23 protein-coding genes and 1 rRNA gene are annotated in these 26,899 nt (G+C 69.9%); 17 read left to right on the top strand and 7 right to left on the bottom strand.

Annotated features, from left to right (window positions below; translation table 11 throughout):
- Positions 1–157 precede the first annotated feature (157 nt).
- The 3 genes from rrf (at position 158) to EV644_RS39065 (ending at position 3,674) form a co-directional block, all read left to right on the top strand.
- Positions 158–275: ribosomal RNA gene (rrf, locus tag EV644_RS39075) — 5S ribosomal RNA — on the top strand.
- A 1,099-nt stretch (positions 276–1,374) separates the two neighbouring features.
- A complete protein-coding gene (locus tag EV644_RS39070) occupies positions 1,375–2,541 on the top strand; it encodes a tetratricopeptide repeat protein (protein ID WP_132333451.1) in 1,167 nt (388 codons plus the stop codon).
- A gap of 110 nt (positions 2,542–2,651) precedes the next feature.
- On the top strand, positions 2,652–3,674 hold the full coding sequence (locus tag EV644_RS39065) for a CHAD domain-containing protein (protein WP_132195886.1): 1,023 nt from the start codon (positions 2,652–2,654) through the stop codon (positions 3,672–3,674).
- A gap of 4 nt (positions 3,675–3,678) precedes the next feature.
- Here EV644_RS39065 and EV644_RS39060 read toward each other — a convergent pair whose 3' ends face one another.
- Both EV644_RS39060 and EV644_RS39055 read right to left on the bottom strand, forming a co-directional pair.
- Entirely contained in the window at positions 3,679–4,635 is a 957-nt protein-coding gene (locus EV644_RS39060; RefSeq protein WP_158293066.1) for an asparaginase, read from the bottom strand.
- Positions 4,632–6,038 carry a cytosine permease gene (locus EV644_RS39055; RefSeq protein WP_132195882.1) on the bottom strand — a complete coding sequence of 469 codons (1,407 nt, stop codon included), beginning with the start codon at positions 6,036–6,038 and terminating at the stop codon, positions 4,632–4,634. Before EV644_RS39055 ends, EV644_RS39060 begins: the two co-directional genes overlap by 4 nt.
- Positions 6,039–6,167: 129 nt before the next feature.
- On the opposite strand from EV644_RS39055, the gene EV644_RS39050 reads away from it, so the two are divergent.
- Positions 6,168–7,727, top strand: a complete 1,560-nt coding sequence (locus tag EV644_RS39050; RefSeq protein ID WP_132195880.1) for a PucR family transcriptional regulator — start codon at positions 6,168–6,170, stop codon at positions 7,725–7,727.
- Here the strand turns inward: EV644_RS39050 and EV644_RS39045 are convergent.
- The 4 genes from EV644_RS39045 to EV644_RS39030 all read right to left on the bottom strand — a co-directional run bounded on the left by EV644_RS39045 (position 7,718) and on the right by EV644_RS39030 (position 11,524).
- Positions 7,718–8,569, bottom strand: a complete 852-nt coding sequence (locus EV644_RS39045; protein ID WP_132195878.1) for a polysaccharide deacetylase family protein — start codon at positions 8,567–8,569, stop codon at positions 7,718–7,720. The two genes, EV644_RS39050 and EV644_RS39045, sit on opposite strands and share 10 nt — an antisense overlap.
- Entirely contained in the window at positions 8,566–9,675 is a 1,110-nt protein-coding gene (locus tag EV644_RS39040; RefSeq protein ID WP_132195876.1) for an oxidoreductase, read from the bottom strand. The genes EV644_RS39045 and EV644_RS39040 overlap by 4 nt, the downstream gene beginning before the upstream one ends.
- Positions 9,672–10,280 carry a DUF1989 domain-containing protein gene (locus tag EV644_RS39035; RefSeq protein WP_132195874.1) on the bottom strand — a complete coding sequence of 203 codons (609 nt, stop codon included), beginning with the start codon at positions 10,278–10,280 and terminating at the stop codon, positions 9,672–9,674. Before EV644_RS39035 ends, EV644_RS39040 begins: the two co-directional genes overlap by 4 nt.
- A gap of 80 nt (positions 10,281–10,360) precedes the next feature.
- A complete protein-coding gene (locus EV644_RS39030; protein WP_132195872.1) occupies positions 10,361–11,524 on the bottom strand; it encodes a DUF1015 family protein in 1,164 nt (387 codons plus the stop codon).
- 24 nt (positions 11,525–11,548) lie between these two features.
- Between EV644_RS39030 and EV644_RS39025 the strand changes: the two genes are divergently transcribed.
- The 13 genes from EV644_RS39025 to EV644_RS38965 all read left to right on the top strand — a co-directional run bounded on the left by EV644_RS39025 (position 11,549) and on the right by EV644_RS38965 (position 25,588).
- A complete protein-coding gene (locus EV644_RS39025) occupies positions 11,549–12,661 on the top strand; it encodes an HAD-IIA family hydrolase (protein WP_132195870.1) in 1,113 nt (370 codons plus the stop codon).
- Between the two features lie 123 nt (positions 12,662–12,784).
- Complete coding sequence (locus EV644_RS39020; RefSeq protein WP_132195868.1) at positions 12,785–13,273, top strand: polyhydroxyalkanoate synthesis protein PhaF; 489 nt, start codon at positions 12,785–12,787, stop codon at positions 13,271–13,273.
- Between the two features lies 1 nt (position 13,274).
- Positions 13,275–13,877, top strand: coding sequence for a hypothetical protein (locus EV644_RS39015; RefSeq protein ID WP_132195866.1), 603 nt, complete (start codon positions 13,275–13,277; stop codon positions 13,875–13,877).
- A complete protein-coding gene (locus tag EV644_RS39010; protein WP_241999344.1) occupies positions 13,878–14,693 on the top strand; it encodes a TlyA family RNA methyltransferase in 816 nt (271 codons plus the stop codon).
- 81 nt (positions 14,694–14,774) lie between these two features.
- Positions 14,775–15,722, top strand: a complete 948-nt coding sequence (locus EV644_RS39005; RefSeq protein WP_132195864.1) for an NAD kinase — start codon at positions 14,775–14,777, stop codon at positions 15,720–15,722.
- Positions 15,723–15,727: 5 nt separating this feature from the next.
- The gene (gene recN, locus EV644_RS39000; protein ID WP_132195862.1) at positions 15,728–17,452 is read left to right on the top strand and encodes a DNA repair protein RecN; all 1,725 of its coding nucleotides are present in this window, start codon (positions 15,728–15,730) and stop codon (positions 17,450–17,452) included.
- A gap of 158 nt (positions 17,453–17,610) precedes the next feature.
- Positions 17,611–18,792: a putative cytokinetic ring protein SteA gene (steA, locus tag EV644_RS38995; protein ID WP_132195860.1), complete on the top strand. Its 1,182-nt coding sequence runs from the start codon at positions 17,611–17,613 to the stop codon at positions 18,790–18,792.
- Positions 18,789–19,733, top strand: a complete 945-nt coding sequence (locus EV644_RS38990; protein WP_132195858.1) for a copper transporter — start codon at positions 18,789–18,791, stop codon at positions 19,731–19,733. Before steA ends, EV644_RS38990 begins: the two co-directional genes overlap by 4 nt.
- 1 nt (position 19,734) lies before the next feature.
- Positions 19,735–20,544 (top strand): hypothetical protein, encoded by an 810-nt coding sequence (locus EV644_RS38985; protein ID WP_132195856.1) that lies wholly within the window; start codon positions 19,735–19,737, stop codon positions 20,542–20,544.
- Positions 20,545–20,562: 18 nt separating this feature from the next.
- On the top strand, positions 20,563–22,167 hold the full coding sequence (murJ, locus tag EV644_RS38980) for a murein biosynthesis integral membrane protein MurJ (protein ID WP_241999343.1): 1,605 nt from the start codon (positions 20,563–20,565) through the stop codon (positions 22,165–22,167).
- The gene (locus EV644_RS38975; RefSeq protein WP_132195854.1) at positions 22,164–23,189 is read left to right on the top strand and encodes a glycosyltransferase family 4 protein; all 1,026 of its coding nucleotides are present in this window, start codon (positions 22,164–22,166) and stop codon (positions 23,187–23,189) included. Before murJ ends, EV644_RS38975 begins: the two co-directional genes overlap by 4 nt.
- Positions 23,190–23,210: 21 nt before the next feature.
- Positions 23,211–24,938, top strand: a complete 1,728-nt coding sequence (gene pyrG / locus EV644_RS38970; protein WP_132195852.1) for a CTP synthase — start codon at positions 23,211–23,213, stop codon at positions 24,936–24,938.
- Positions 24,935–25,588, top strand: coding sequence for an NUDIX domain-containing protein (locus tag EV644_RS38965; protein ID WP_132195850.1), 654 nt, complete (start codon positions 24,935–24,937; stop codon positions 25,586–25,588). Before pyrG ends, EV644_RS38965 begins: the two co-directional genes overlap by 4 nt.
- On the opposite strand, the gene EV644_RS38960 is transcribed toward EV644_RS38965, so the two are convergent.
- Complete coding sequence (locus EV644_RS38960) at positions 25,583–26,806, bottom strand: FAD-dependent monooxygenase (protein ID WP_132195848.1); 1,224 nt, start codon at positions 26,804–26,806, stop codon at positions 25,583–25,585. The genes EV644_RS38965 and EV644_RS38960 overlap by 6 nt on opposite strands.
- Between the last annotated feature and the right edge of the window lie 93 nt (positions 26,807–26,899).

Genomic DNA, 26,899 nt, shown 5'->3' with positions numbered 1-26,899 from the left:
GCTTGTCTCAACACCACACTCGTGTGGTCAACAAAACTTGCTGCGAAGATGTACGCGTCCGCTATACGGTTCCCGGAATACGGTCAACCCCCAGCACCATGCCCCTCGAGAGAGGGTGCAGTGACTGTAGTGTGGTTGGTTGATATTTCTATAGAGTTACGGTGACCATAGCGTCGGGGAAACACCCAGTCTCCATTCCGAACCTGGAAGTTAAGCCCGACAGCGCCGATGGTACTGCGACCGGGAGGTCGTGGGAGAGTAGGACGTCGCCGGACATTCACACTGTTAAGGGCCACCCACACCGGGTGGCCCTTAATGTTTGTGCCTGTATTTTTGTCTGAGCGTCAACACCTCGTACGACCGATAGGAGTCACCGTGGCTACGCCACCTCGCAACCCTCGCTCTGGCCCGGGCGATCGCTCCGGCCGTGGTTCGTCCGGCGGTGCCGGCCGAGCCGGCGGTGGGCGTTCCGACTCCACTGGAGGCGACCGCTCAGGCGGCGGCTTCAGGGGCGGATCTGGCGGAACAGGCGGCTCCGGTAGCCGCGGCGGCAGCAGCTCGGCTGGCCGTGGTAGCTCGTCGAGCCGTGGCAGTGCTCCGCGCACCGGCGGCAGTGGCGGCGTCCCGCGTAGTGGCGGTACCGGTGGCGCAGGCGGTGGTGCTCCCCGCAGCGCCGGCAGCGGTCCCCGTAGCTCGAGTTCGTCCCGTGACGACCGGTCAGCTCCCCGTCGCGACGACCGTTCTGGTCCTCGCCGGGATGACAGGTCGGCTCCTCGCCGCGACGACCGCTCCGGGCCGCGTTCGGACGACCGTTCCGCGCCGCGTCGTGACGACCGTTCGGGCCCGCGTCGGGATGACCGCTCCGGAGCGCGTTCCGATGAGCGCGCGCCGCGTCGGAACACCAAGTGGGACGACAAGAACACCGGCGGCGAGCGTGACCCCTTCCGTGGTCAGTACCCGTCGAGCAGCCGTGACGACCGGTCCGCCCCTAGGCGCGACGACCGCGGCTACCAGAGCGGCGACCGCTCAGCACCTCGGCGCGATGACCGTGGCGGTTACCAGAGCGGCGATCGCTCGGCGCCTCGGCGCGATGACCGCGGTGGTTACCAGGGCGGCGATCGCTCCGCGCCTCGACGCGATGAGCGTGGCGGCTACCAGGGCGGGGATCGTTCTGCGCCGCGTGGTGGTTACCAGGGTGGCGACCGTTCGGCGCCTCGGCGCGATGAGCGTGGCGGCTACCAGGGCGGGGATCGTTCGGCGCCGCGTCGGGATGACCGTGGCGGCTACCAGGGCGGGGATCGTCCGGCGCCGCGGCGGGAAGGGCCTACTGGGTACCGGGGTGGTGAGCGGACTGGACCGCGCGGGGATGACCGCGTGGGTGGTGAGCGTTCGGGGCCGCGTCGGGACGACAGGACTGGTTATCAGGGCGGAGATCGCTCCGGGCCGCGTCGGGATGACCGGGATGGGTCGCGGCGGGACGACCGTGGCGGACCGCGTCGGGACGAGCGTGGTGGGCGGCGTAACGAGCGTGGTGGCCGTGGCAGTGGTGCGAGCCGGCACGACGAGGAGAAGGTCGGTCCGCGCAAGGACGACCCGGTCATTCCGGCCGGGATCACCGGTGCCGAGCTCGATCGGTCGGTGAAGGCCGAGCTCCGGTCGCTTCCGCGCAGCCTGGCGGACCTAGTCGCACAGCACCTGGTCGCTTCCGGGCGGTTCCTGGACGACGATCCTGAGCTGGCCTACCAGCACGCCAAGACCGCCCGACGGCTCGCGGCGCGCCTGGGCGGCGTACGGGAGGCTGTGGCTGTTACTGCGTACTTGTCTGAGCACTATGACGAGGCGTTGACCGAGTTCCGTGCGGTGCGGCGGATGACGGGCAACCACGAGGTGCTGCCGACGATGGCGGACTGCGAGCGTGCGCTCGGCCGGCCGGAGAAGGCGCTTGCGCTGTCGCGGGAGAAGCAGGTCAAGGACCTCGAAGAGGGTTCGCAGATCGAGATGCTGATCGTCGCGGCCGGTGCCCGGCGTGACATGGGCCAGACCGCGGCGGCGATCCAGACGCTCGAGGTCCCCGAGCTGACCAAGCGGACCCGCGCCGACTGGCTGCCGCGCCTGCGTTATGCGTACGCCGACGCGCTGGCTGAAGCTGGTCGCACCGAGGACGCGCTGGTTTGGTTCCACCGTGCTGCCGGTGCCGACCAGGACGGTTCCACCGGTGCTGCCGAGCGTGCGGCCGAGCTCGAAGGGCTGCAGTTCACCGATCTGGACGACGAGGACGACTTCGTCATCCAGGAGGTCACCGAGGAGGACGAAGCCCCCGCCGAGGACGAGATCGACGAGGACGAGATCACCGAAGAGGACCTGGCCGCGGCCGCTGAGGCTCTGAAAGCGACTGCTGACGACGAGGATGACGTTCTCGTGGACGACGATCTGGACGACGAGGTCGACGTCGCAGCCGACGCAGAGGACGACCTCCCGGCCGAAGCGCCTGCAGACGAGGTCGACGACCAGGACGAAGACGAAGAGAAGCCGAAGGACTGACAGGTTCTGAGCGGCCCGGACAGGCCGGTGGGACAAACCCACCGCCTGTCCGGGCCGCTTTTGCCTGCGCGGACGGCGCGGGGGTGTGTGCGGGCGGAGAGAATGGGGGGATGGCGGAGAGCGTGGGTTCGGGGTCGGACGGCGGCGTGGGAGTCGGCGAGGGCGTGAGCGGGGTGGAACGCCGACTGTCGGCTGCGGAAGAGAACGGAGCGGCGGGCGAGGTAGAGGGCCGGCCGTTGCCCGGGGTAGGCGAGCTAACGGGTGGGCTTGAGCGCGGGCCGGGGGCGGAGGTTCACGGGGTGCTTGTGGGGGAGTTGGTTTCTGCGGCGCTTGGGAAGGGCGCGGGGCGGTTGGGGCGGGCTGTGGGGATGGTGGAGAAGGGGGAGGATGATGCGATTCATCAGGTGCGGGTCGCTTGTCGGCGGTTGCGGAGTGATTTGAAGTTGTTCCGGAAGGTGCTGGCCGGGGAGTGGGCCAGGGACCTGCGAACGGAGCTGGCCTATCTGGCGGCCAGTTGTGGGGAGGCTCGAGACCTCGAGGTGATTGCGGAGCTGGTTCGGGAGAATGCGACCAGTGAGGATGATCCGGAGCATGTGGCGACGATTCTGACCACGTTGACGGTCGGGTTGGAGCGGGCGGCCGCACAGGCCGCCGAGGTGGTTCTGGGGGACCGGACCGGCTTGCTGCTGGACGATCTCGAGGCGGTGGTGGCGGCGCCCGAGCTCAACAAGAAGGCGGCGAGACCTGCCGTCGAGGTGCTTCCTCAGCTGCTTGCGTCGGCACAACAGGCGTTCGCCGCCGCGGCCGACCAGCTGAAGCCGTGGACCGAGGACGACGACTGGCACGAGGTGCGGTTGCTGGCGAAGCGCGTGCGCTATGCGGCCAACACGGCCGCCTCCGTCCTGGGTGAGGAAGCCAAGGAGACGGCCGCCCACGCAGCGAAGTACCAGGAACTGCTGGGGCAGCACCAGGATCACTGCGCGGCTGCGGATGCCCTCAGCGCGCAAGCGCGGGACGCCGCTGACCAGGGCGATGCCGAGCTGCTGTTCTCGCTCGGCCGGCTCACCGAGCGGCACCGCGCGGCTCGCAAGCCCCTCCGCGAAGAGTTCCTCAGCCTCTATCACCGCCCATAGGCCCTCAGACGAGGTGGGAGTGGAGGCGAGGTAGCGACGACGCCGCGAGCGCCGTTGCCAGCAGGATGCGGGCCTTCGAGGTGGGCACCGGGCCAGCCATCACCGCACCCGCTTCGACTAGAGCGGCGCCTCCGCCTGAGCCGTAGATGGCCGCAGTAGGACCGCTGGCGCAGCGGCTGGTGACGATGACAGGGATACTCGCAGCCGTCGTGGCGACGACCTCTTCCAAGAGCCCTGGCGTGGGGTTGCCTGCTCCGAGAGCCTCCAGCACAACCCCACGGGCACCCGCAGCGCGGCAAGCCGCCAGCTGTACTCCGTCCGCTCCGACATACGACGGCACGACGTCGACCCGCGGCAGCGACTGAAGGTTCTCCAGCGCGAAGCCAGGCGGTCTGATCGGCCGCGACCAGAAGCGCACCACCCCGCGGCGTACCTCGCCGACCGGACCGCCGTTGTACGACGCGAAGGCGTCCGGTGCGAGCGTCTGCACCTTGACCGCCTGGCGAGCCGCGTGGATCCGCCCGTCCATCACCACCAACGGTCCAAGCCCTAGCGCAGCAGGTGAAGCAGCCACCTGTACTGCGTCAGCCAGGTTCCTCGGGCCATCGGAGTCCGCCTCGCCCGCGTGCCTCTGCGCACCGGTGAGCACCACCGGCACCTGCTGATCCCCAGGAGTCAGCAGATCCAGCAAGTAGGCCGTCTCCTCCATCGTGTCCGTGCCGTGGGTGACGACCACCCCGTCGTGGCGGCCGGTCTCGTCGAGGATCTGGGTGACGAGTTCCAGGAGGTCGGCGAGCGTGAAGGAGAAGCTGTGCCGACACACCAGTTCTCGGACAGACGCCGGCTCAGGGAGCTCTGCCATACCGACGAGGTCGCCACCACCAACGGCAACGCTGACAGCGCCACCTACAGCGGCGGCAGAGGCGATCGTGCCGCCGGTGGTGAGGATACGGACGCTCACTGGCTCTCCAGGCGAAGCGTTGCTACCGACAGGGACCTGGCACGTCGCCCGACCAGGTAGTAGAGCCCACCGGCCACCACTGATCCCGAGAGCCAGGAGAAGTCCGTGTTGTTGAACGCAGTTGCCACCGGACCTTGCATGGCAGGCACCAGCCCGAACTGCCAGGACCACCCGGCCGCCAACCCCAGTGCCAGGCTCACCAGCGCCCCGACGTTCCACAGCCCGTACTGCGAGTCCGCGGCGTACAGGCTCGGGACATGCAGGCGGCCACGACGGAGTACGAGGTAGTCGACCGCGACGATCGCCGCCCACGGGGTGATCCAGACGAGGATCGACACCATCCAGTTGTCGAAGGCGTGCGCGAAGCTGTCGGCGCGGACGAAGACCACCAGGACGCCGGACGCCACCAGACCGGCCGCCAGCGTGATCTTCCAGCGCGCCACCTTGATGCCGATGGACAGCGCGGCCAGCGAGCACGAGTAGAGGTTCAGGATGTTCGTCGCGACCGGGCCATGCATGATCAGCAGGAGGACGGGCAGGGCCATCGCGCCGAAGGTGCTGATCACCAGGGACGACGGGTCGCTCCCGGTGCCCGCGCTGGCCAGGCAGGCGCCGAGTGCTGCGAGCCAGACGGTCGGCACGTACATCCCGAGCGCCGACGCCCAGAACACCGAACGGCTGGAGGCTTCCCGTCGGACGAAGCGGCTGTAGTCGGCGGAATAGGGGAGCCAGGTGAGTCCCCAGCCCACCCCGATCGCGGTCATCAACTGGGTCATCGCGGTGAGCTTCGCGCCCTGGTCGACAGCTGTCGCCGCCGTCCAGTGCAGTTCCGCACGGCTCAGAGCAAGCACGGTCATGACCGCCATCACCAGCACTGTCACGGGCACCGTGTACTTCTCGAAGGTCCGGATGGCGTAGAAGCCGTACAGCGCGAGGGCGAGCTGGACGACCATGATCACCGCGGCGACCAGGTACTCCACGGCCACACCACCAGAGACGCCGAGCTTGGCGAGGACGGCCATCACCAGGTCGAGGACCACCCAGGTGTTCACTCCTACCCAAGCCATCGTCAGCAGGCACTGGACGATGCCGGGGATGATCGCTCCACGCCGGCCGAAGGGCGCCCGGCCGAGCACCATCTGGTTGACCGCCGTGCGATGACCGATCACGTTGAACAGGCCGAAGACCGCGCAGCCGATGAGATTCCCGCCGGCGACCACCAGGAGGGTCTCCAGGAGGCTCAGCCCGAGGGTGATGCCGAGCGCGCCCAGCACCCAGTTGATCGGTGCCAGGTTGGCGCCGGCCCAGATCCAGAACTGCTCGTGCGGGCTGGAGTCGCGACCGGACGGTGGGATCGGCTCGACTCCGTGGGCGTCGAACGGGACGGCTTCGGCGGTGCTCATGGCGGCCTCCAGGGGGTGGTGGCCTGCGACACACAAGCCACGGTGATGGCTCAGAAAACCAGCCGGACCTCCCCGGGGTCAGTGGACAGATCTCTAGTGAAATGCAGCTCAGATGGATATCTTCACAGCATGCTGACCCTGGCCACGCTCCTGCAAGACCCGTCCCTGGAGCTCGAGCTTCTCGTCGCGGGCGCCGACGGCAGCCTGGACGGAGCGGCTCTCTGGGTGCACAACACCGAGCTGCCCGATCCGTCGCCGTACGTGCGCGAGGGCGAGATCGTGCTGACCAACGGCCTGTGGCAGGAGCAGACCACCGCGGCGGACTTCACCAGGAACGTACGGCGGGCCGGTGCCGCCGGCATCATCTTCGGCCTCCGCGCGCAGACCCCGGAAACCCCGCAGGCCTTGGTCGACGCGTGCGAGGAGCTGGGACTGCCGCTGCTGGAGATCTCCACCAGGGTGCCGTTCACCGCGGTCACCGAAGCGGCCTCGGCGCTTCGTGCGGACCAGCGCAGGGACGCCCTGGTGGGCATGGTGAGACGGGGAGACGCGCTGGCCCAGGCCATCTCTCACGGCGCCGGCGCATCCGGAGTACTGGCGGTGCTGCGGCGCGAGCATGAGCTGCCGCTGGCGGTCGTTGACCGGATGGCCCGGCCGCTCGCGTCGGCAGGAGCCGAGCTGTCAGCAGAGCAGCGGCGCCTCGTCGCTGAAGGGCTGGCAAGGCATCCGCCGCCGCTGGAGGTCGATCTGGCCGGTGAGCAAGGCAGGGCGACACTGTTCCTGGTCGGAGCGGTGGGGGACACCGATGCCGCGCTCGTCTGCCTGAAGCCCGTCACCGAGCTCAGTCGTCAGGAGCAGGATGCGCTGGACCAGGCGGCGCGGTTCCTGAGCCTGGAGGTGGCGAAACAGCAAGCAGTACAGGCGATCGAGCTCCGGTTCGCCAGCGAGCTGCTCGACATGATCCTGTCGGGGACGCGGCGCGCTGCCGAGGTACCGGACCGGCTGCGGGCATTCGGCGTGGACCCGACCGGTGAGCTCGTGGTGCTGACGACAGCGTTCGCGGATGGCGACGAGTCGACGCTGCCTGGGTTGTCGGAGACAGTGGGCAGCTTCTTCCTGGATCAGAGCCTCGCGGTGGTTGTAGCCGGCGGCAGCCAGGACGTGGTCGCAGTACTGCAGCGGCCGCGCAAGGAGCTTCACGAGCTGGCAGAGGCGCTGCTCCGCTCGATAGCGCAGCGATTCCCTGGCAGGCGGGCGGTAGTCGGCCTAGGAGAGCCTGCTGCGACAGCACAAGCTCTGCGGCAGCCGCTGATCCAGTCCCGTGAAGCATGCCGGGTACTGCGGCGACGCCAGGGCCAGGCGGTTGCCTCGTTCAATGAGCTGGGGACACACCGCCTGCTCCTCGGCCTCCAGGACACCGAGACCCTGCGCAACTTCGCCGACGGAGTACTCGTACCGCTCAGGGAGTTCGACCGTCGCCGTGACGCCGAGCTGGAGACCACCCTCAAGGCCTTCCTCCAGTACGACGGCCAGTACGCCGCCACCGCCGCCGCGCTCTACGTGCACGTGAACACCTTGCGCAACAGGCTCGCCAAGATCACCGAGCTGACCGGACGCGACACCGGTCGTACCGAAGACCGGGTGGACCTCTATCTGGCGCTGGAGGCCGACGAGCTGGCTCAGGGATAGACCGAGGGGTCAACCACCACAGGCGAAACGGGCCGTACAGCCACCGAGTCATCAGCCGACGCCCGTACTGCGAGGTCGCGGCACCGGGCGAACTCCACATCACCACGGTTCTGCGCGTACTCGATGAGTTCGCGCAGAGCCAGCAGCCGCCCGGGTCGCCCGGACAGGAACGGATGCAGGCAGAGCGTGAACAGGCAGTGGTAGAACCGCATCCCGTCCAGCTCGGCCTTCCACAGTTCCAGTACCTTGCGAGGTGACTCGATCACCGAGCCGATCTGCGGAGCCGGGAGATACGCGTACTGCTCCCAGTCGTCCAGGGACCAGTGCACCGGCAGTTCGACCACACCGCCGGCACTGAGCAGGTACGGCCGGTCGTCGCCCATCAGGGACGAGTCGTAGAGCAGCCCGTGCTCCGCGACCAGTCCAGGCGTCTGCGGGCTCGCCTCCCATAGTGCGGCCCGGTGGCCGCTCACGGTGATGCCCTGGGACTCGAAGACCGCCAGGGCCCGCTCGAAGTCGTTCCGCTCCTCGGCCCCCGTCAGGGAGGTTGGTGGCCGGTGACTGTAGGAGTGGTGGGCTACCTCGTGTCCCCGCTCGACGATGTTCGCCGCCAGCCCCGGCCGCTGTTCCGCGACCCAGCCGGGTACGAAGAACGTCGCCGGAACCTCCAGATCGTCCAGCAGGTCAAGGATCCGCGGTACGCCGACGTCGGGTCCGTACGACTGGTGCGACATCGTCGTCAGGTGCTCGGCGTAGTGGCCGCCCTGCGCGAGGATCGGCGACTCCGCGTCCACGTCGAAGGTGAGTGCCGCCACCGCCGCGGCTCCCGCAAGCCAGGTCATGACCTGACAGCCTGCCATGCCCGGGCGCTCGCCAGGGTGACATCGGGATGCAGGGAGTTGCGGTCGAAGGCCTCCAACTCCCGCTCCTCCTCGAGCCGCCGCGGCAGGTCGGGGTTGGCCAGCGCGCCCCGGGCGAGCGACAACAGGTCCGCGTGGCCGTCCGCCAGCACCTGCGCGGCCTGGGCCGGGTCGTGCATACCGCCGTTGGCGATCACCGGGAGCCCGGTGAGCCGGCGAGCGAGCCCGGTGATGGTCTGGCCGCCGGAGAGACGGGCCGTGTCGATCCAGTTCCGGCCCTCGCTGGCGATGTGCAGGTACGACGCGCCCGCGTCCGCGACCGCCGGGAAGATCACCTCGGCGTCGGCGGCTCCACCCGGCCAGCGGTAGACCAGGTCGTTGACCTTCGTCTGGGACAACCGGACGCCGACGAGGAAGTCCGCGGGCACCGCGGCGGCGATCGCGGCGACGATCCGGGTGGTCAGCCGGATCCGGTTCGACACGCAACCGCCGTACTCGTCGGTTCGCTGGTTCGTGTAGTCCGTCAGGAACTGGTCGAGCAGGTAGCCGTTCGCGGCGTGCACCTCGACCCCGTCGAATCCGGCGACCCGGGCGTTCAGCGCCGCGGTCACGAAGCCGGCGACTACCGCGTCCAGGTCGGCGGAGGTCAGTTCGCCCGGCACCGGCCAGGGACCACTCCCGCCGTAGTCCGGCATCATCTCGCCGAGTGGCTTCACCGGAGACGGCCCGGCCGTGGCCTCGGAGTACGGATTGCCCTGGGAGAGGGCGCCGGCGTGCATCAACTGCGAGACGATCCGTCCGCCGGCCGCGTGCACCTGGCTCGTGACGTCCTGCCAGGCGAGCACCTGCCGGCCGGTGACGAGCCCCGGCTGGTTGAGATATCCCTGGCTGTACAGGTGATCCGTGTGGGTGCCCTCGGTCAGGATCAACCCGAACCCACCAGCGGCGAAGCCGGCGTAGTACTCCGCCATCTCGACGGTCGGTACGCCGTCCGGGGTGGCCGAGACGCGCGTCATCGGCGCGACGGCCAGGCGGTTCGGCAGCTCGAACGAGCCGAGTCGCAGCGGCTCGAGGGTGGGGTGGGTCATCGGAGGTCCTCCAGGACGTCGAGGGCGAGATCGGTCGGACCCGGACCGTTCAGCCAGGTCAGGTCCTGCGGGCAGGACGACACCGCGACGACGCAGTCCAGCTCCGCCCGGAAGGTGATCGAGTCGCCGGGCTTGGTGGCTGCGGGCAACGACTCCAGGGTTCCGTCGGCCGCGACGGGCACTCGCATGAAGACGTTGACGGGCTGCGGGACCACCGGCGTCGCGAGCCCGAGTGCGGCCAGCGCGGTAGTCAGGTTGTCTGCGCAGGAAGGGTGATCCGGTGCGCCGAGCAGGTCGTACCGGGCCCGGTCGCAGGCGGCCACCAGCAGGTCGTGGTACCCGGGCGACGTGTCCTCGACCAGGGTCAGGATCGGGCGCCGTTCGGTCGTCACGAAGGTCTCGCCGAGCGCCGGGAACAGCCTGCTCGTGGTGAGCCGGGTGTGCGAGGCACTCAGGTGTTCGGTGGTCTGGTCGCCGGGAAAGGCGAAGAGGTCGCCGACCTGTTGTCCGGCCAGATCGGTGACCCGGACGAACTGGCCACGCGCGACCCGGACGGCTCGTCCGGCCCGCGCCGGCACGATCGTCCGCTGAGTGGTTGCTGTCATGTCCGGATACTCAACCAGCGGAGCCGCGGCCGACTCGATGGCCGATCATCCAGCATCGAGCGCTGGACTTGGAGCAATCTCTAGTCGAGCGTGCGGAAGAGCAGTCCCACCCGAGGCTTGGGGCCGAAGGAAGTGGCCTTCTGCGGGAGGATGACGCCCCGGGCTGCTGACTGGAGCACCTGGTCCATGCGGGGCGCTACCAGCTCCACTGCGGCCTGCTGAGGACCCGCCAGGGCTATGGCGTCGGAGAGCACGTGGTGGAAGGTGATCTCGTCCGCAGGGACTCCCCACGCCGGCAGCAGGACCCGGTGCAGCAGGGCGACCGTGGGAGTCACCTGACCCTCGGTGGAGCGCAGTGTCACCCAGGAGGTCCCGTCGGTGATGGCGATGCGGTCCGGCACGCCTTCCACCCGGCCGGGGAGCACCTGCCAACCCTCCGGAGTACGGGAGGAGACCAGGTCGACTGACAGGCCCGGGACGATGCGGTGGATCGGGTCCAGGGTGAGCGGGTGGCGGTCGTTGTCGACCAGCATCGCCAGCCCGACTTCGGTTCCCGGGCGGTTCGGCTCGCGCCGGTTCCGTTCCAGGTACGCCGCATAGCGGTGGTGGCCGTCGGCGATCAGGGCCTCGTGGCCGGCCAGTTCCTGGGCGATCGCGGCCAGTACCGCGGGGTCGTCGATCCGCCAGATCTGGTGGTGCGCGCCGTTCTCGGTGTCCGCGACCAGCCACGGCTCACCCGCGCGGGCCGCGTCCACAGCGTCACTGGCGACGCCGCCACCTCCGTACGCGAGCAGGATCGGTTCCAGGTCGGCGTCGGTCGCCTCCATCAGCTCGAACCGGTCGTCGACCCAGTGCGGCATCACGTCCTCGTGCGGCAGCACCACCCGCCGGGCCGGATCCAGGCCGAGCGAGCCGACCAGCCCGCAGAGCACGGCGTCGCCGTACTGCTGCTCGTAGACGTACAGCGACGGCCTCACGTCCTGGATCACCACGCCGTCGCGCTGCCAGCCGGACAGCCTGCGCGCGGGCTCGTCGTACCGGCTGGGACCGAGGCCCGGATCGCGTGGAAGGATGAGCCTCACCATGTTGTGCAGATCAGCGTCAGTCAGCCGCCGGACGAGAGCGGGTTCCAGCACGTCGTACGGCGGCGAGGTCACCGCGCCGAGCGCGCTCACCTTGCCCGCGACGAACCGCCAGGCCCGCAGCGGCTCGAGCCGCAACACACCGGCGGACGCTTCTGACATGGGCGGCATCGTACGGGGGGAAGCATGAGTACGACACGAGAATCGCCCGCTCCGCTGTCGGCGTGTGACGAACCGCTCGCCACCGCGTACGACGTGGCGCTGCTCGACCTGGACGGTGTCGTCTACGTCGGGCCGGACCCCGTCCCGGAGGCGCCCGAGAACCTCCGCAAAGCCGCCAAGGAGGGGATGCGGATCGGCTACATCACGAACAACGCCAGCCGGCCCGCCTCGGTGGTCGCCGAGCACCTGGCGTCGTTCGGCCTGGACGTGATCGGCGAGGACGTGGTGACCTCGGCGCAGGCGGCCGCGAAGCTGATCTCGAAGGACTTCCCCAAGGGATCGCCGGTGCTCGTGATCGGCGGCGAGGGCCTGTACGCCGCACTGGAGGAGTACGGGCTGGAGGCGGTCCGCAGCAGCGACGCCAACCCGGTCGCCGTCGTCCAGGGGTTCCACCCGGACGTGAACTGGGTGATGCTCGCGGACGGCGCGCACGCGATCAACGAAGGCGCCCGCTGGTACGCCACGAACCTCGACTGGACCATCCCGACCGCGGGTGGCAAGGCGCCGGGCAACGGCACCCTCGTGCAGGCGGTCCGCGCCGCCGTCGAGGTGGACCCGACCGTGGCCGGCAAGCCCGAACCGCCGTTGCTGGAGACGAGCATCGAGCGGCTGGAGGCGGAGCGCCCGTTGATGATCGGCGACCGGCTGGACTCCGACATCGCCGGCGCGCACGCGGTCGGCATCGCCAGCCTCTGGGTCGCCACCGGGGTGAACGACGCGCGCGATCTCGCCGCCGCCCCGAAGAACCAGCGGCCGACGTACGTCGGGGCCGGGCTCGGCGCATTGGCCGAGAAGCACCCGGGCGTGACGGTCGAGGGCGGCAAGCACACGTGCAAGGGCTGGACCGCCGAGGTGGTCGATCGGGCTGTGGTGGTCAAGGGAGAGGGCGAGCCGTTCGACGGGCTCCGCGCGATCCTGTCGGCGACCTGGGCCGCGGTGGACGCGCCGGCCAAGTCTGCGGCGAAGACGGGCGCCAAGGGAGCCTCGCGGGGCCGGCGGCCGTTGCCCAAGCCGGGTCCGGCTCCCGGCTCGATCAAGATCGACGAGGCGCTGCACCGGGTCGGCCTGTCGGGCTGACGTGGTATTGCGGTCCTAGCGCGATAACGTGGCTGGCAACGAAGCCCGGACGAGGGCTGGTGGGCGGGGACCGAACCCAGCCCGGACCGGGCCGTTGGGACAGGAACCAGCAAGGAGGCAGTCATGGTGATGGACGCGGTGCGCGGCTACATACAGCTGGCGAGCGGCCTGACCGAGGTCACGAAGCAGCGCGCCCAGCAGGCCGCGAAGGCACTGCTGCAGCAGACCGGCGCGGACACGCTGACGACCGGCCTGAGCACCAAGGTGACCGACCTGGCCGACGAGATCGTTGCCACCAGCAAGAGCAACCGCCAGTTGCTGCAGGCGATCGTGGCGAACGAGGTCGAGGGCGCCGTCGCGCGGCTGGGCTTCGTCCGGTCCGAGGAGGTCGCGGCGCTGACCCGCCGGGTCGAGAACCTCGAGCGCGAGCTTGCCGACGCCGACGAGGCCGAGACTGTCCACGATGCCTCGGCGCCTTTCGCAGAGCCGGCTCCCGCGGCGAAGAAGGCAGCTGCGAAGAAGGTCGCGAAGAAGAGCGCCGACCACGGCGCGGCGGCGGCCGAGAAGACGGCGAAGAAGGCGGCCAAGAAGGCCCCGGCGAAGAAGGCATGACGTGACCGAACACCCCGGAGAGCAGTTCCCCCCGGAGGTCGACCCCGACGTCGAGCCGGGCGCCGACCCGCGCACCGACGAGCCCACCGAGCCGGACTACGACTCCGAACCGGGACCGGAGTCGATGAACACCTCCGGCTGGGTCAACCCGACTCTGCAGGCCCGCTCCCACACTGACCCCCTCTTGGCCGGCTTCACCATGTACGGCGACCCGGCCCCGGCCGATGACTTCCTGGCGGCGGACGACTCCGAGCAGGCCTTCGAGGCCTCGCTGGAGGAAGAGCCCGCAGCCGAGGTGAAGCCTGCTCCTGTAGTGCCTTCGCCTTCGCCTTCGCCTGCGGTGATGGCGAGGCCTGGGCCGCCGCCGGGTGGCCCGCAGTACCAGCAGACGCAGCAGCCGCAGCCGGAGCCGCAGTACCGGCAGGAGCCGGAGCGGGTGGCGGATGACGACGGGGTGCATCCGTTGGTGGAGGAGACGATGGGGCGGCTGGACGAGTTGCGGGAGCGGCCGGTCGGGGAGCATGCCGAGGTGTATGCGGACCTGCACGAGCGGCTGCAGAGCGCTTTGGTGGAGGCGGACGCCGAGCACGGCGACCGCGTCTGAGTGGCCAAGGCAGTGAAGCGGTCCCGGCTCGACGCCGAACTGGTACGGCGTGGGCTGGCCCGCTCGAGGGAGCACGCGAGTGAGCTGGTCGCGGCCGGCAAGGTGAAGGTCTCGGGCACGGTGGCGACCAAGCCCGCCACCGGGGTGGGTGCGGACGCGCCCATCCTGGTGGACACGTCGGAGGTCGACGACCCCGGCTACGCCTCCCGGGGAGCGTACAAGCTGGTCGGAGCGCTGGCGGCGTTCAGCGAGATCCAGGTGAAGGGCCGCCGCTGCCTGGACGCGGGAGCTTCCACCGGAGGCTTCACGGACGTCCTGCTCAGGAACGAAGCGGCGAGCGTGATCGCTGTCGACGTCGGCTACGGGCAGCTCGTCTGGGCTCTGCAGACCGACGACCGCGTGACCGTGATGGACCGCACGAACGTCCGGACTCTGACGCTGGAGGACATCGGCGGCGAGCCGGTCGACCTGGTGGTGAGCGACCTGAGCTTCATCTCGCTCACCCTGGTGCTGCCGGCCCTGCTCGGAGTGGTGAAGCCCGAGGGCGATCTGGTGCTGATGGTGAAGCCGCAGTTCGAGGTCGGCAAGGAGCGGCTCGGCAAGGGCGGCGTGGTCCGCGACCCCGAGTTGCGTGCGGACGCGGTCCGTGGGGTGGCCCGGAAGGCGGCCGAGCTCGGCTGGGGAGTGGCGGGAGTGGCGGCCAGTCCGTTGCCCGGCCCGTCAGGAAATGTCGAGTACTTCCTGTGGATACGGCGTTCGGCGTCCCCGCTCGATGAGACGATGCTTCGGACCGCCATCGAGAGCGGTCCCCAGTGAGCCGCCCGAGCCACCACCGGAGCGACCCACCGAGCGACCCGCTGGGCGGCACGAGCAAGGCGATCGAAGGCGGGAGAACCAGTGGTTGAGCCGGCGTCCGAGCCGCGACGGGTGCTTGTGGTCACGCACACCGGCCGCGACCAGGCGGTCGAGGTGGCGCGCGAGGCGCACCGGTTGCTGACCGACGCGGGGCTGGTCGTGCGGCTGCTCACCGAGGAGGCGGAGGCGCTCAAGCTGGATCCGGTCGAGATCGCCGACGACCCGGAGAAGGCCGCCCAGGACGTCGAGCTGATCATCGTCCTCGGTGGCGACGGCTCGATCCTGCGCGCCGCCGAGCTCGCCCGCCCGCACGCCACCCCGGTGCTGGGCGTGAACCTGGGCCATGTCGGGTTCCTCGCCGAGGCGGAGCGGGACGACCTCGGGCGGATCGTCGAGGTGGTCGTCGACCGCAGCTACACCGTCGAGGAGCGGATGACGCTGGCGGTGGACGTCTGGCACGACGGCGAGCGGATCTTCGACACCTGGGCGCTGAACGAGGCCAGCGTGGAGAAGGCGGCCCGCGAGAAGATGCTCGAGGTGATGGTCGAGGTCGATCGCCGCCCGCTGTCCCGCTGGGGCTGTGACGGGGTGGTGGTCGCGACGCCGACCGGCAGCACGGCGTACGCGTTCTCGGCCGGTGGGCCGATCGTCTGGCCCGAGGTCGAGGCGATCCTGCTGGTCCCGCTGAGCGCGCACGCGTTGTTCTCCCGGCCGATCGTGGTGGCGCCGACCTCGGAGCTGTCGATCGAGCTGGTGGCGGCGTGGCACGGGCGCGGAGTGCTGTGGTGCGACGGCCGCCGGATGGTCGAGGTACCGCCGGGTGCCCGGATCAATGTCCGGCGCGGCAAGACGCCGGTCCGGCTGGCGAGGGCGCACGAGGCGTCCTTCACGGACCGGCTGGTGGCCAAGTTCGACCTGCCGGTCCTCGGCTGGCGGGGCGCGGCAGAGCTGAATCATCGGCGCAACCGAAGCGCACAAGAGGAGACCTGAGAGCAATGCTCGCTGAGATCCGCATCACCGGACTGGGCGTGATCGAGGACGCCACGCTGGAGCTCGACCCCGGCTTCACCGCGGTCACCGGCGAGACCGGGGCCGGCAAGACGATGGTCGTGACGGGCGTGAACATGCTGCTCGGCGGCCGGGCCGACAGCGGCCTGGTCCGGCACGGCGTGCGCCGCGCGCGGGTCGAGGGCCGGGCCACCGCGGTGCCGAGGTCGATCGTGCAGCAGGCCGAGGACCGTGGCGGCGAGCTCGACGACGACGAGCTGCTGATCGCGCGCGAGCTGTCCTCCGAGGGACGGTCCCGGGCCTTCCTGGGCGGTGCGTCCGTGCCGGTCTCGGTGCTGGCCGAGGTGTCCGGCGACCTGGTCGCGATCCACGGCCAGGCCGACCAGTGGCGGCTCCTGCAGCCCGCGCGGCAGCGGGAGACCCTCGACACCTTCGCGGGCAAGCCGGTGCTCGTCCCGCTGGGGGAGTACACAGCGGCGTACCGGCGGCATCGTGAGGTCGAGGCGGAGCTGATCGACCTGACCACGCGCGAGCGTGATCGGCTGGCCGAGGCGGATCTGCTGCGCTTCGGGCTGGAGGAGATCGCCAAGCTGGAACCCTTGCCTGGTGAGGATGTGGAGCTCGCGGCCGAGGAGGAGCGCCTCGCGTACGCCGACGGCCTCCGTACCGCGGCGACGTCGGCGGCGGATGCGCTCGCGTCGGACGATCTGGACTCGAACCGCCCGAGCGACGTGCTCGGACTCCTCCAGCTGGCGAAGCAGGTGCTCGACGGCGAGCGGGAGCACGACGCGAAGCTGGCGGAGCTCGCCGATCGCGCAAGCGAGCTCGGGTACCTCGCGGCGGACCTGGCCGGCGAGCTCTCGTCGTATGCGGCCGATGTGGACACCGACCCCGCGCGGCTCTCCGTGGTCAGCGAGCGGCGGTCGGTGCTTACCGGCCTGGTCCGCAAGTACGGCGCCGACGAGGGCACCGTGGACGAGGTGCTCGAGTGGTCGAAGCGGTCGGCCCAGCGGCTGGCCGAGATCGAGGGCAGCGACGAGCGGGTCGAGCAGTTGACCGCCGAGCAGACCGAGCTCCAGGCGCAGCTGAAGGATCTCGGCGAGCAGGTCAGCGCGGCCCGGAAGGAAGCGGCCGCGCGGCTCGGGGTGGCGGTGTCGGAGGAGCTGAGCGGGCTGGCGATGCCGCACGCGACGCTGACGGTGGAGGTCCACGAGACCGCGGCCGGGCCGTTCGGCGCCGACGAGGTCGAGTTCTGCTTCGCGGCGAACCCGGGGAGCCCGGCACGCCCGCTGCAGAAGGCGGCGTCGGGCGGTGAGCTGTCCCGGGTGATGCTGGCGCTCGAGGTGATCCTGTCCGACACGCATCCGGTGCCGACGCTGGTGTTCGACGAGATCGACGCCGGTATCGGCGGCCGCGCGGCGGTGGAGGTCGGCAAGCGGCTGGCTCGGCTGGCCGAGAAGGCCCAGGTGATCGTGGTCACCCACCTGCCGCAGGTGGCCGCTTTCGCGGACCGTCACGCGGTGGTGCTGAAGAGTGACGACGGTTCGGTCACCACGAGCGGCCTGGTCGCGCTCGACGACGACGCCCGGCTGAAGGAACTGTCCCGGATGATGGCGGGCCTGGAGAACTCCGACGCCGCCCAGGCGCACGCCGAGGAACTGCTCGCGCTGGCGGCCGAGCGGCACACCAAACCACGGAAGAAGAAGCGCTGAGTCGCCGACGGGAAAGCGCTGAGCGACGATCCCGGTGGCACCCGGATCGGCCAAAAGGATGATTTAACGCACTGTCACCGGGTATCAGGCAGTGAATAGGCTCCGCGGGCCCTTAAAAGGCGGGTGGAGGGCTCTTGACATGGCAGGATGAGAGCGCGATGAAACTGCCCAGCCTGCGGAGAGCACGCCCTTCTGAACTGCCCGGTATCGCCGGAGTGGTCCGGCTCGATCGTCGTACCAAGAATCTCACCAAACGGCTGAAGCCGGGCGAGATCGCGATCATCGACCACGTCGACCTCGACCGGGTCAGCGCCGAGGCGCTGGTGGACTGCCGGGTCGCCGCGGTGGTGAACGTGGCCGACTCGATCAGCGGCCGCTACCCGAACCTCGGACCCGAGATCCTGGTCGAGGCCGGCATCCCGCTGGTCGACGGGATCGGCGGCGAGGTGTTCTCGGTGCTGCACGAGGGCGAGCGGATCCGGCTGCACGACGGCGTGCTGTACCGCGGCGAGGAGGTCGTCGCCAAGGGCATCTCGCAGGACAGCCAGACCGTCGCGGAGCAGATGGACGAGGCGCGGGCCGGTCTTTCGACCCAGCTCGAGGCGTTCACCGCGAACACCCTGGAATACCTACGCCGCGAGCGCGACCTGCTGCTCGACGGCGTCGGCGTACCGGAGATCCACACGCCGATGGACGGCAAGCACGTGCTGATCGTGGTCCGCGGCTACGACTACCGCGAGGACCTGGTCGCCCTGCGGCCGTACATCCGCGAGTACCGGCCGGTGCTGATCGGGGTGGACGGCGGCGCCGACGCGCTGGTGGAGAACGGCTACGTCCCCGACCTGATCGTCGGCGACATGGACTCGGTGAAGGACGGCACGCTGAAGAGCGGGGCCGAGGTCGTCGTGCACGCCTACCGGGACGGTCGTGCGCCGGGCTCGGAGCGGCTCGAGCGGCTCGGCGTCGACTCGATCGAGTTCCCGGCCACCGGCACCAGCGAGGACGTCGCGATGCTGCTGGCCGACTCCAAGGGCGCCTCGCTGATCGTCGCGGTGGGCACCCACAACTCACTGGTCGAGTTCCTCGACAAGGGACGCTCCGGCATGGCGAGCACCTTCATCACCAGGTTGCGGGTGGGTGCGAAGCTGGTAGACGCCAAGGGCGTCGGCCGGCTGTACCGCAGCCGGGTCTCGACCTTCCAGGTGGTCGCGTTGATCGCGGCCGGCCTGTTCGCGCTCGGGGTGGCGATGGTCGCCATCGGAGCCGACGACGTGCTCTGGTCGATCCTGCGGGCGCGCTGGAACGACCTCGTCTACTGGATCCGGGAGCTGTTCACGTGATCGACTTTCGCTACCACATCGTCTCGATCGTGGCGATCTTCTTCGCCCTCGGAGCCGGTGTGGTCCTGGGCGCCGGGCCGCTGAAGGGCACCGGCAGCGAGATCGTCCAGAGCCAGGCCGACAAGGACCGGGCCGCGCTCGAGGACGCCCGTGCGGACCTGATCCAGGCCAAGGCGCTGGACAAGTACCGCGACGACTACGTCGCCAAGGTGACGGCGGGCCTGACCGACGGCAAGCTGACCGGCAAGACGATCGCCGTCGTGACGATGCCGTCGGCCGACAACGACATGACCAACTCGGTCCAGGACGCGATCGAGGCGGCCGGCGGCCAGGTCACCACCCGGGTGTCGCTGGACGCGAAGCTGTTCGACCCGGGTCAGCGTCAGCTGGTCGAGTCGCTGGTGAACGAGCTGGTCACAGCGGACATCACTTTCGACCCGGACAGCAACACCTACCAGCGCGCCGGGATGCTGCTCGCCCGCGGCATCGCCGCCCGCGAGGAGGGCAAGCCGGTGGACACCGAGGCCACCCGGATCCTCAGCGGGGTGACCGGTTCCAAGCTGGTGTCGCTGAAGCCGACGCCGAAGGAGCGGGCCAGCCTGGTCGTCGTGGTCGCGGCCAAGCCGCCGACGCCCGCCCCGGACAACTCGTCGTACAACGACGCGGTGGACTTCGCCGAGGGGCTCGACCAGGGCAGTGGCGGCGCGGTGGTCGCCGGGGTCCCGGAGAGCGCGCAGAACGGCGGCATGCTGAAGTCGCTGCGAGGCGACTCGGCCGCCACCAAGATCTTGTCGACCGTAGATGTCGCGAACATCCCGAGCGGGCAGATGACGGTCGTCTTCGCGCTGGTCGAGCAGGCCAGCGGCAAGGCAGGTCAGTACGGCGCGGTCGACGCCAAGAACGGTGTCGCTCCGTCCGCCGACCAGGCGAAGGGCAACTGAGATGGGTCTGCTCGGTGCGGTGATCTCCGCTGCCGCGACGGCGGGCTTGGAGCGGGCCGCCGCGAAGTTGCCGAAGGAGAACCGCGCGCCGTTCGAGCGCACGAACCACCGTGGCGAGGCCGTCACGCTGCTGGAGGGCCCGATCGCCGTACTCGGCGCTCTGGCGGGCGTCGCAGCCAGCCGGTCCGACAGCCGGGTCAAGGCTGCCGCCCTCGTGGCCGGCTCCGTCTCCGGCGCGGTCGGCGCGTACGACGACCTGGCAGGAGCGACGGAAACCAAGGGATTCCGCGGGCATCTGAGCGCACTCCGCCGGGGCGAGGTGACCAGCGGCGCGGTGAAGATCCTCGGGGTCGGCGCGGCCGGTCTGGTCGCGGCGGCGTTGTTGCCCCGCCGCTCCAAGGGCTTCGGCGCGGTCACCGAGATCGTTGCCGACGGCGCCTTGATCGCCGGGACCGCGAACCTCACGAACCTGATGGATCTGCGCCCGGGACGTGCCCTCAAGGCGGTCACCGCGTTGAGCGCGCCGGTCGCTGTCACCGGTGGCCCGGCGTCGGCCGTCATCGGCGCGGCCGTCGCGTCGGCGCCGTCCGACCTGGGTGAGCGGTCGATGCTCGGTGACTGCGGAGCCAACGGCCTCGGCGCCATCACCGGCACGGCGCTGGCCGCGTCGCTGCCGCGGCCGCTGAAGATGCTGGCGCTGGGCGCGGTCGTCGCGCTCAACCTGGCCAGCGAGAAGGTCAGCTTCACCAAGGTGATCGCCGAGACGCCCGCGCTCGACAGGATCGACCAGTGGGGCCGACGGCCCCGATGACCGAGCAGTGATGGCGCGGTGAGCACGGGCGGCCGGATCGCCCGGGCCGCCCTGATCATCGCCGGGGTCACGGTGCTGGCCCGGGTGGTCGGGTTCGGCCGGTGGCTGGTCTTCTCGAAGACGGTGGGCGCGGGGTGTCTGGCGGACGCCTATGCGACCGCCAACCAGTTGCCCAACGTGGTGTTCGAGGTCGTCGTCGGCGGCGCGTTGGCAGGGGCGGTGATCCCGGTGCTGGCCGGGCCGGTGGCTCGTGGCGACCGCGCTGCCCAGGGCCGGATCATCGGTGCTCTGCTGACCTGGTCCGCGGTGCTGCTGACGCCTTTCGCCTTGCTGGCATGGCTTTTCGCCGGGCGTTACACCGCCGCGATGCTCGACACCAGTCTTGAATGCGGCGGCTCGGGCACCACTGCGACCCGGATGCTGGTGATCTTCGTGCCGCAGGTCTTCGGCTACGCCATCGCCGTGGTCGCGACCGCGGTTCTCCAATCCCACAAGCGATTCGCCGCGGGAGCGCTGGCTCCGCTGATCTCCAGCCTGGTCGTCGTGGCCACGTACTTCCTGTTCGCCGCCATGGCTCCGAGGGCTGACGAGGCGTCGCGGGGAGCCGCCGATCTGCTTGCCTGGGGCACCACTGCCGGCGTCTTCGCGCTCGCCCTCACAGTGCTCGTGCCGATGCTGTTCCTGCGCTTGCCGATCAGGCCCACCCTGCGTCTCGACCCCGGCGTCGGTCCCGTACTGCGGAGACTCGCTGCGGCTGGTCTGGCCATCCTGGTGGCGCAGCAGGCCGCCTTCGTCGTCACGACCTACCTGGCGAACCACCGAGGCGCCGCAGGCAGTATCGCCGTCTACACGTGGGCGAACGCGGTCTATCTGCTGCCATACGCCGTACTGGCCGTGCCGATCACCACTGCGGTCTTCCCGCGGCTGGCGGCCGCCTACCAGTCCTCAGACACCGCAGCCTTCGATCTGTATGCCGCGACCTCCACCCGAGCGGTGATGCTCGCCGGAGGCGCAGGTGCCGCACTGCTCGTCGGTACTGCGGTCCCGGTCGCGCGGATCTTCGCGTACAACGATGGCGCTGTGCAGGAGGGGCAGGCATCCTCGCTGGCCGCCGGGCTCGTCGCGTTCGGTCCGGCGGTCATCGGGTTCGGTGTGCTCATGCACCTCGGCCGGGTCCTCTACGCAAGGCATGCGGGCCGTCAGATCGCCCTCGTCACCGGCGGAGCCTGGCTGGCTGTGGCCATCGCGGGGGTGCTCCTGACATTGGAGTGGGACGGCTTGGACGCCGTAGGCGCACTAGCCGCGGCGATGTCCGTCGGCATGCTCGCCGGCGCGGTCGTCCTGCTTGTGGTGTTGCGGCGGGTGGCCGGACCTGGTGTGCTCAGCGGGTTGCCGCGCGCCACGGTCGCCGCGCTGATCGGGGCAGTACTGGCCGGAGCCGCTGGGTGGGCAGTGGCGCTGCCTGCTGCCGACGGCGGCTGGGGGAGCGCCCTGTTGTTCTCGGTGCTCTCCGGCCTCGCCGTCGTGATCGTGTACGCCGTGGTCGCGGTTGCCGTGGATCGTCAGGATGTCCGGGCGTTGTTGCACCGGGGTGTCCCAACCGCCGTGGAGGAGAAGCAATGAGGATCGGCCTGCTGCTGGCGGAGGCCCGGGGTGGGATCGGCCAGCACGTCGCCTCACTCGTGCCGCGATACATCGCCGCCGGCCACGAGGTGGTCGTCTGCGCGCCGCCCGGCACAGTGGAGCACTTCAACTTCGGCGACGCCACGGTGGTCGGGCAGGCGCCCGGACTCCGTGGCTGCGACGTGATCCACGCACACGGCTACCGGGCCGGCATGGCTGCCGTGCGCGACCGGTCGCACCTGCGGCCGCTCGTGGTCACCTGGCACAACGCGGTGATCGCTCCTGGCCCGCGAGGCCTGGTGATGAGGCTCGGCCAGCGGCTGGTTGCTCGTGGCGCCGACCTGACTCTTGGAGCATCTAGCGACCTGGTAGAGCTCGCGCGCAGCCTGGGAGCACGGGACGCCCGTCTCGCCCCGGTGGCGGCCCCCGCGATGCCGGAGGTCCGAACACCCGCTGCAGACGTGCGAGAGGCTCTAGGGATCGGTGAGGCGCCGCTGGTGCTCACTGTGGGCCGGCTGGCTCCGCAGAAGGACTACCCGACCCTGCTGTCCGTGGCCGCGGACGTTGCTGCCACCCAGCCGGACGTGGTGTTCGCGGTGGTGGGGGACGGGCCACTGCGCGACAACCTGCAGGCGCGGATCGACGCGGAGAACCTGCCGGTGCGGCTGCTGGGACACCGCAACGACGTGGCGGACCTCCTGGGCGCCGCTGACGTCTTCCTGCTCACCTCACACTGGGAGGCCCGAGCTCTGGTCCTGCAGGAGGCGCTGCAGGTCGGTGTACCGGTTGTGGCGACGGCTGTGGGTGGAGTGCCCGAGCTCGTGGGCGAGAGCGCAGTACTGGCGTTTCCTGGGGACTCGGCCGGGCTGGCGTCCGGAGTACGGACGGTTCTATCGGAACCTGAGACCGCGGCCGCTATGCGGACAGAAGGGCTGGAGTTGGCCGCTGGATGGCCGGACGAGGACGAGGTGGCGAAGAATCTCCTGGACATCTACGCGGGTCTCGTCGCGACCACTGCTTGACAGGCGGTAGGCTAAAAGCCCGTGGACAGAGCTTCGTTCGGGCAGCAGACCAAGCACGTATTCGTCACCGGTGGCGTGGCCTCCAGTCTCGGCAAGGGGCTGACAGCTTCCAGCCTCGGCAGTCTGCTGACGGCACGGGGCATCCGGGTCACCATGCAGAAGCTGGATCCGTACCTCAACGTGGATCCCGGCACCATGAACCCGTTCCAGCACGGCGAGGTGTTCGTCACCAACGACGGCGCCGAGACCGACCTGGACATCGGGCACTACGAGCGTTTCCTCGACCGGGACCTGTCCCAGGTCGCCAACGTCACCACCGGCCAGGTCTACTCGTCGGTGATCGCGAAGGAGCGCCGCGGCGAGTACCTGGGCGACACCGTCCAGGTGATCCCGCACATCACCAACGAGATCAAGGACCGCATGGTCGCCATGGCAGGTCCCGACGTGGACGTGGTCCTGCACGAGATCGGCGGCACCGTCGGCGACATCGAGTCGCTGCCGTTCCTCGAGGCCGCGCGCCAGGTCCGCCACGACGTCGGCCGCGACAACGTCTTCTTCCTGCACATCTCGCTGGTGCCCTACATGGCACCCAGCGGCGAGCTGAAGACCAAGCCGACCCAGCACTCGGTCGCCGCGCTGCGCTCGATCGGCATCCAGCCGGACGCCATCGTGTGCCGGGCGGACCGGCCGATCCCGGACAGCGTGAAGCGCAAGATCTCGCTGATGTGCGACGTCGACGTCGAGGCCGTGGTGGCCGCGCCGGACGCGCCGAGCATCTACGACATCCCGAAGGTGCTGCACGGCGAAGGCCTGGACGCGTTCGTCGTACGGCGCCTCAACCTGCCGTTCCGTGACGTCGACTGGACCCGCTGGGACGAGTTGCTGAAGGTCGTGCACCACCCGGCCGACCAGGTCACGGTCGCGCTGGTCGGCAAGTACATCGACCTGCCGGACGCGTACCTGTCGGTCGCCGAGGCGCTGCGCGCGGGCGGTTTCGACAACGACGCGAGGGTCAACCTGCGCTGGATCGCCTCCGACGAGTGCGCCACTCCCGAGGCGGCCGCGCGGCTGCTCGGCGACGTGGACGCGATCTGCATCCCGGGCGGCTTCGGCGTCCGCGGCATCGAGGGCAAGATCGGCGCGATCCGGTACGCCCGCGAGTCCGGCATCCCGATCCTCGGCCTCTGCCTCGGCCTGCAGTGCATGGTGATCGAGGTGGCCCGCGATCTGGCCGGCCTGGACTCGGCGAACTCCAGCGAGTTCGACCCGGACGCCGAGCAGCCGGTCGTCGCCACCATGGAGGAGCAGAAGCACATCGTCTCCGGCTCCGGCGATCTCGGCGGCACCATGCGGCTCGGCCTCTACCCGGCGAACCTGGCCGACGGCTCGATCGTCCGCGGCCTGTACGACGCCCCGTCGGTGCAGGAGCGCCACCGGCACCGCTACGAGGTGAACAACGCGTACCGCGACAAGCTCGAGACGGCCGGCCTGGTCTTCAGCGGGCTGTCCCCGGACAACGAGCTGGTCGAGTTCATCGAGCTGGACAAGGCGCTGCACCCGTTCTTCGTCGCCACCCAGGCGCACCCGGAGCTGCGGTCCCGGCCGACCAAGCCGCACCCGCTGTTCTCCGGGCTGATCGCGGCCGCCCTGGTCCGGCAGCGGGAGTCCCGCCTGCCGGTCGAGGACGTCGCCTCCGCCAAGAAGGCCACGGCTGCGATGCCGAAGGTCGAAGCGGCGAAGGCCCGATGACGGACCACCCGGAGCTCCGGTACGGCGCCGGTCTGGCCGACGCCCAAGAGACCTGGCAGGTCGCGTCGTCCGAGATCGTGCACCAGACCGGCCGAGTGATCGCCGTACGGCGGGACATGGTGGTCCCGCCCACAGGTGGGGAGCCGTTCGACCGCGATGTCGTGGTCCACCCGGGAGCTGTCGGCGTGGTCGCACTCGACGAGGACAACCGGATGCTCCTGGTCCGCCAGTACCGGCACCCAGTGGGTTATCGGCTGCTGGAACCACCCGCGGGGCTGCTCGACGTACAGGGTGAGGCTTATCGGCTCGGGGCCGAGCGGGAGCTCTGGGAGGAGGCCGCGACCAAGGCTGCCGACTGGCGGGTCCTGGTCGACGCGTTCACCTCGCCCGGGATGACCACCGAGGCGATCCGCATCTTCCTGGCCCGGGACCTGTCGGAGGCGAACGAGGTCTACGACCGCCTGCACGAAGAGGCCGATATGGAGACCGCGTGGGCTCCCTTGGCCGACGTGGTCAAGGCGGTGCTCGCCGGTGACCTTCACAACCCGACCCTGGTCATGGGCTCACTGGCGGCCTGGACTGCGCTCAACGGCGACGGCTTCGACTCTCTCCGCCCCGCTGACGTCCCTTGGCCGGCCAAGGACTCATAGCCCTCGCTTGGCCGGCGTCTGCATTGCCAGGTAGGGATCGAGGTCGATGGCGTCCGGCTTGCCGATGGCGGCTTTGGCGATCAGGCCGCGGAACGGGCGGGACATCATCAGCCGGGTCGACGCGTCCCGCAGTCGGATCCCCGTTTTGGTGAGGGGCATGGCCATCCTGATGCCACCCGGCGGCAGTTCCATCCGTTGCTCGACGTAGGCCTGCATCCGCTCCTGGTACGCCGGGAACGCCTGCTGGTGGTCTCCGCCGGACCTGGCCAGCTCACCCGCGAGCACATACGCCCCGACGAGTGACAACGCAGTACCGTGCCCTGCGAGCGGTGAACCGCAGTACCCGGCGTCGCCGAGCAGCACGACACGGTCGCGCGACCACTCCGGTACGACGACGCGGCTGATGGTGTCGAAGTAGAAGTCGTCCGCGTCTCGCAGCGCGTCCAGCACGTGGCGCGCGTGCCAGCCGACACCCGCGAACGTCTTCTCCAGCAGGGTTTTCTGCTGCTCCACGTCACGCCGGTCGTAGCTCAGCACCGGCGACCGGAAGCTCAGCAGCGCCTTCGCGTACTGCGGGTCGTGGTCCGGCCGGAGTCCGACCCAGCGACCTCCGGGGGCCGAGTGGATCTTCATCCAGTGGTTCAGCGGCTCGGGGGACTGGACGGTGAAGAAGGACCCGTAGCCGCCGAGGTGCTGCACGAACTCCGACTCCGGGCCGAACGCGAGCGAGCGGATTCGCGAGTGCACCCCGTCCGCTCCGACGACCAGGTCGAAGCGACGCTCGGGTCCCTGCTGGAAGGTGACCGCGACGCCCTGGTCGTCCTGCCGCAGTGCGGTCACCGCGTCGCCGTACAGGTATTCGATGCCGGTTGAGGTGGCCTCCAGCAGGATCGCGGACAGGTCGCCGCGGAGGATCTCGATCTCCGCGACCGGTCCGGCGCCGTCGAGCAGTTCGGCGGGGAGCGCGGCGGCCCGGCTGCCGTCGGCGCGGACGTACTCGAGGCCGCGCTCGTGCAGCTGGCGGTCGCGGACGGCCGGCATCAGGCCCATCCGCTCGACCACCTCGCGAGCGACGCCGCGCAGGTCGACGGTCTGACCGCCCGGACGCGGCCCCGGGGCGATCTCGACGACGGTCGGGCGGAACCCGTACCGGTGCAGCCAGTAGGCCAGGGCGGGACCGGCGATACCGGCGCCGGAGATCAGGACGGTCTTCGACATTTCGCGGACTTCCTTCCGTGGGGTAGTGCACGTACGGTGTACACGTACAAGGTCACAGGTTGACGCTCGGTGAGTCCAGATGCACTAGTGCGG

Source organism: Kribbella orskensis (genome assembly GCF_004342085.1).
GTDB classification, from domain to species: domain Bacteria; phylum Actinomycetota; class Actinomycetes; order Propionibacteriales; family Kribbellaceae; genus Kribbella; species Kribbella orskensis.
This window is presented reverse-complemented; position numbering and strand designations above follow the sequence as displayed.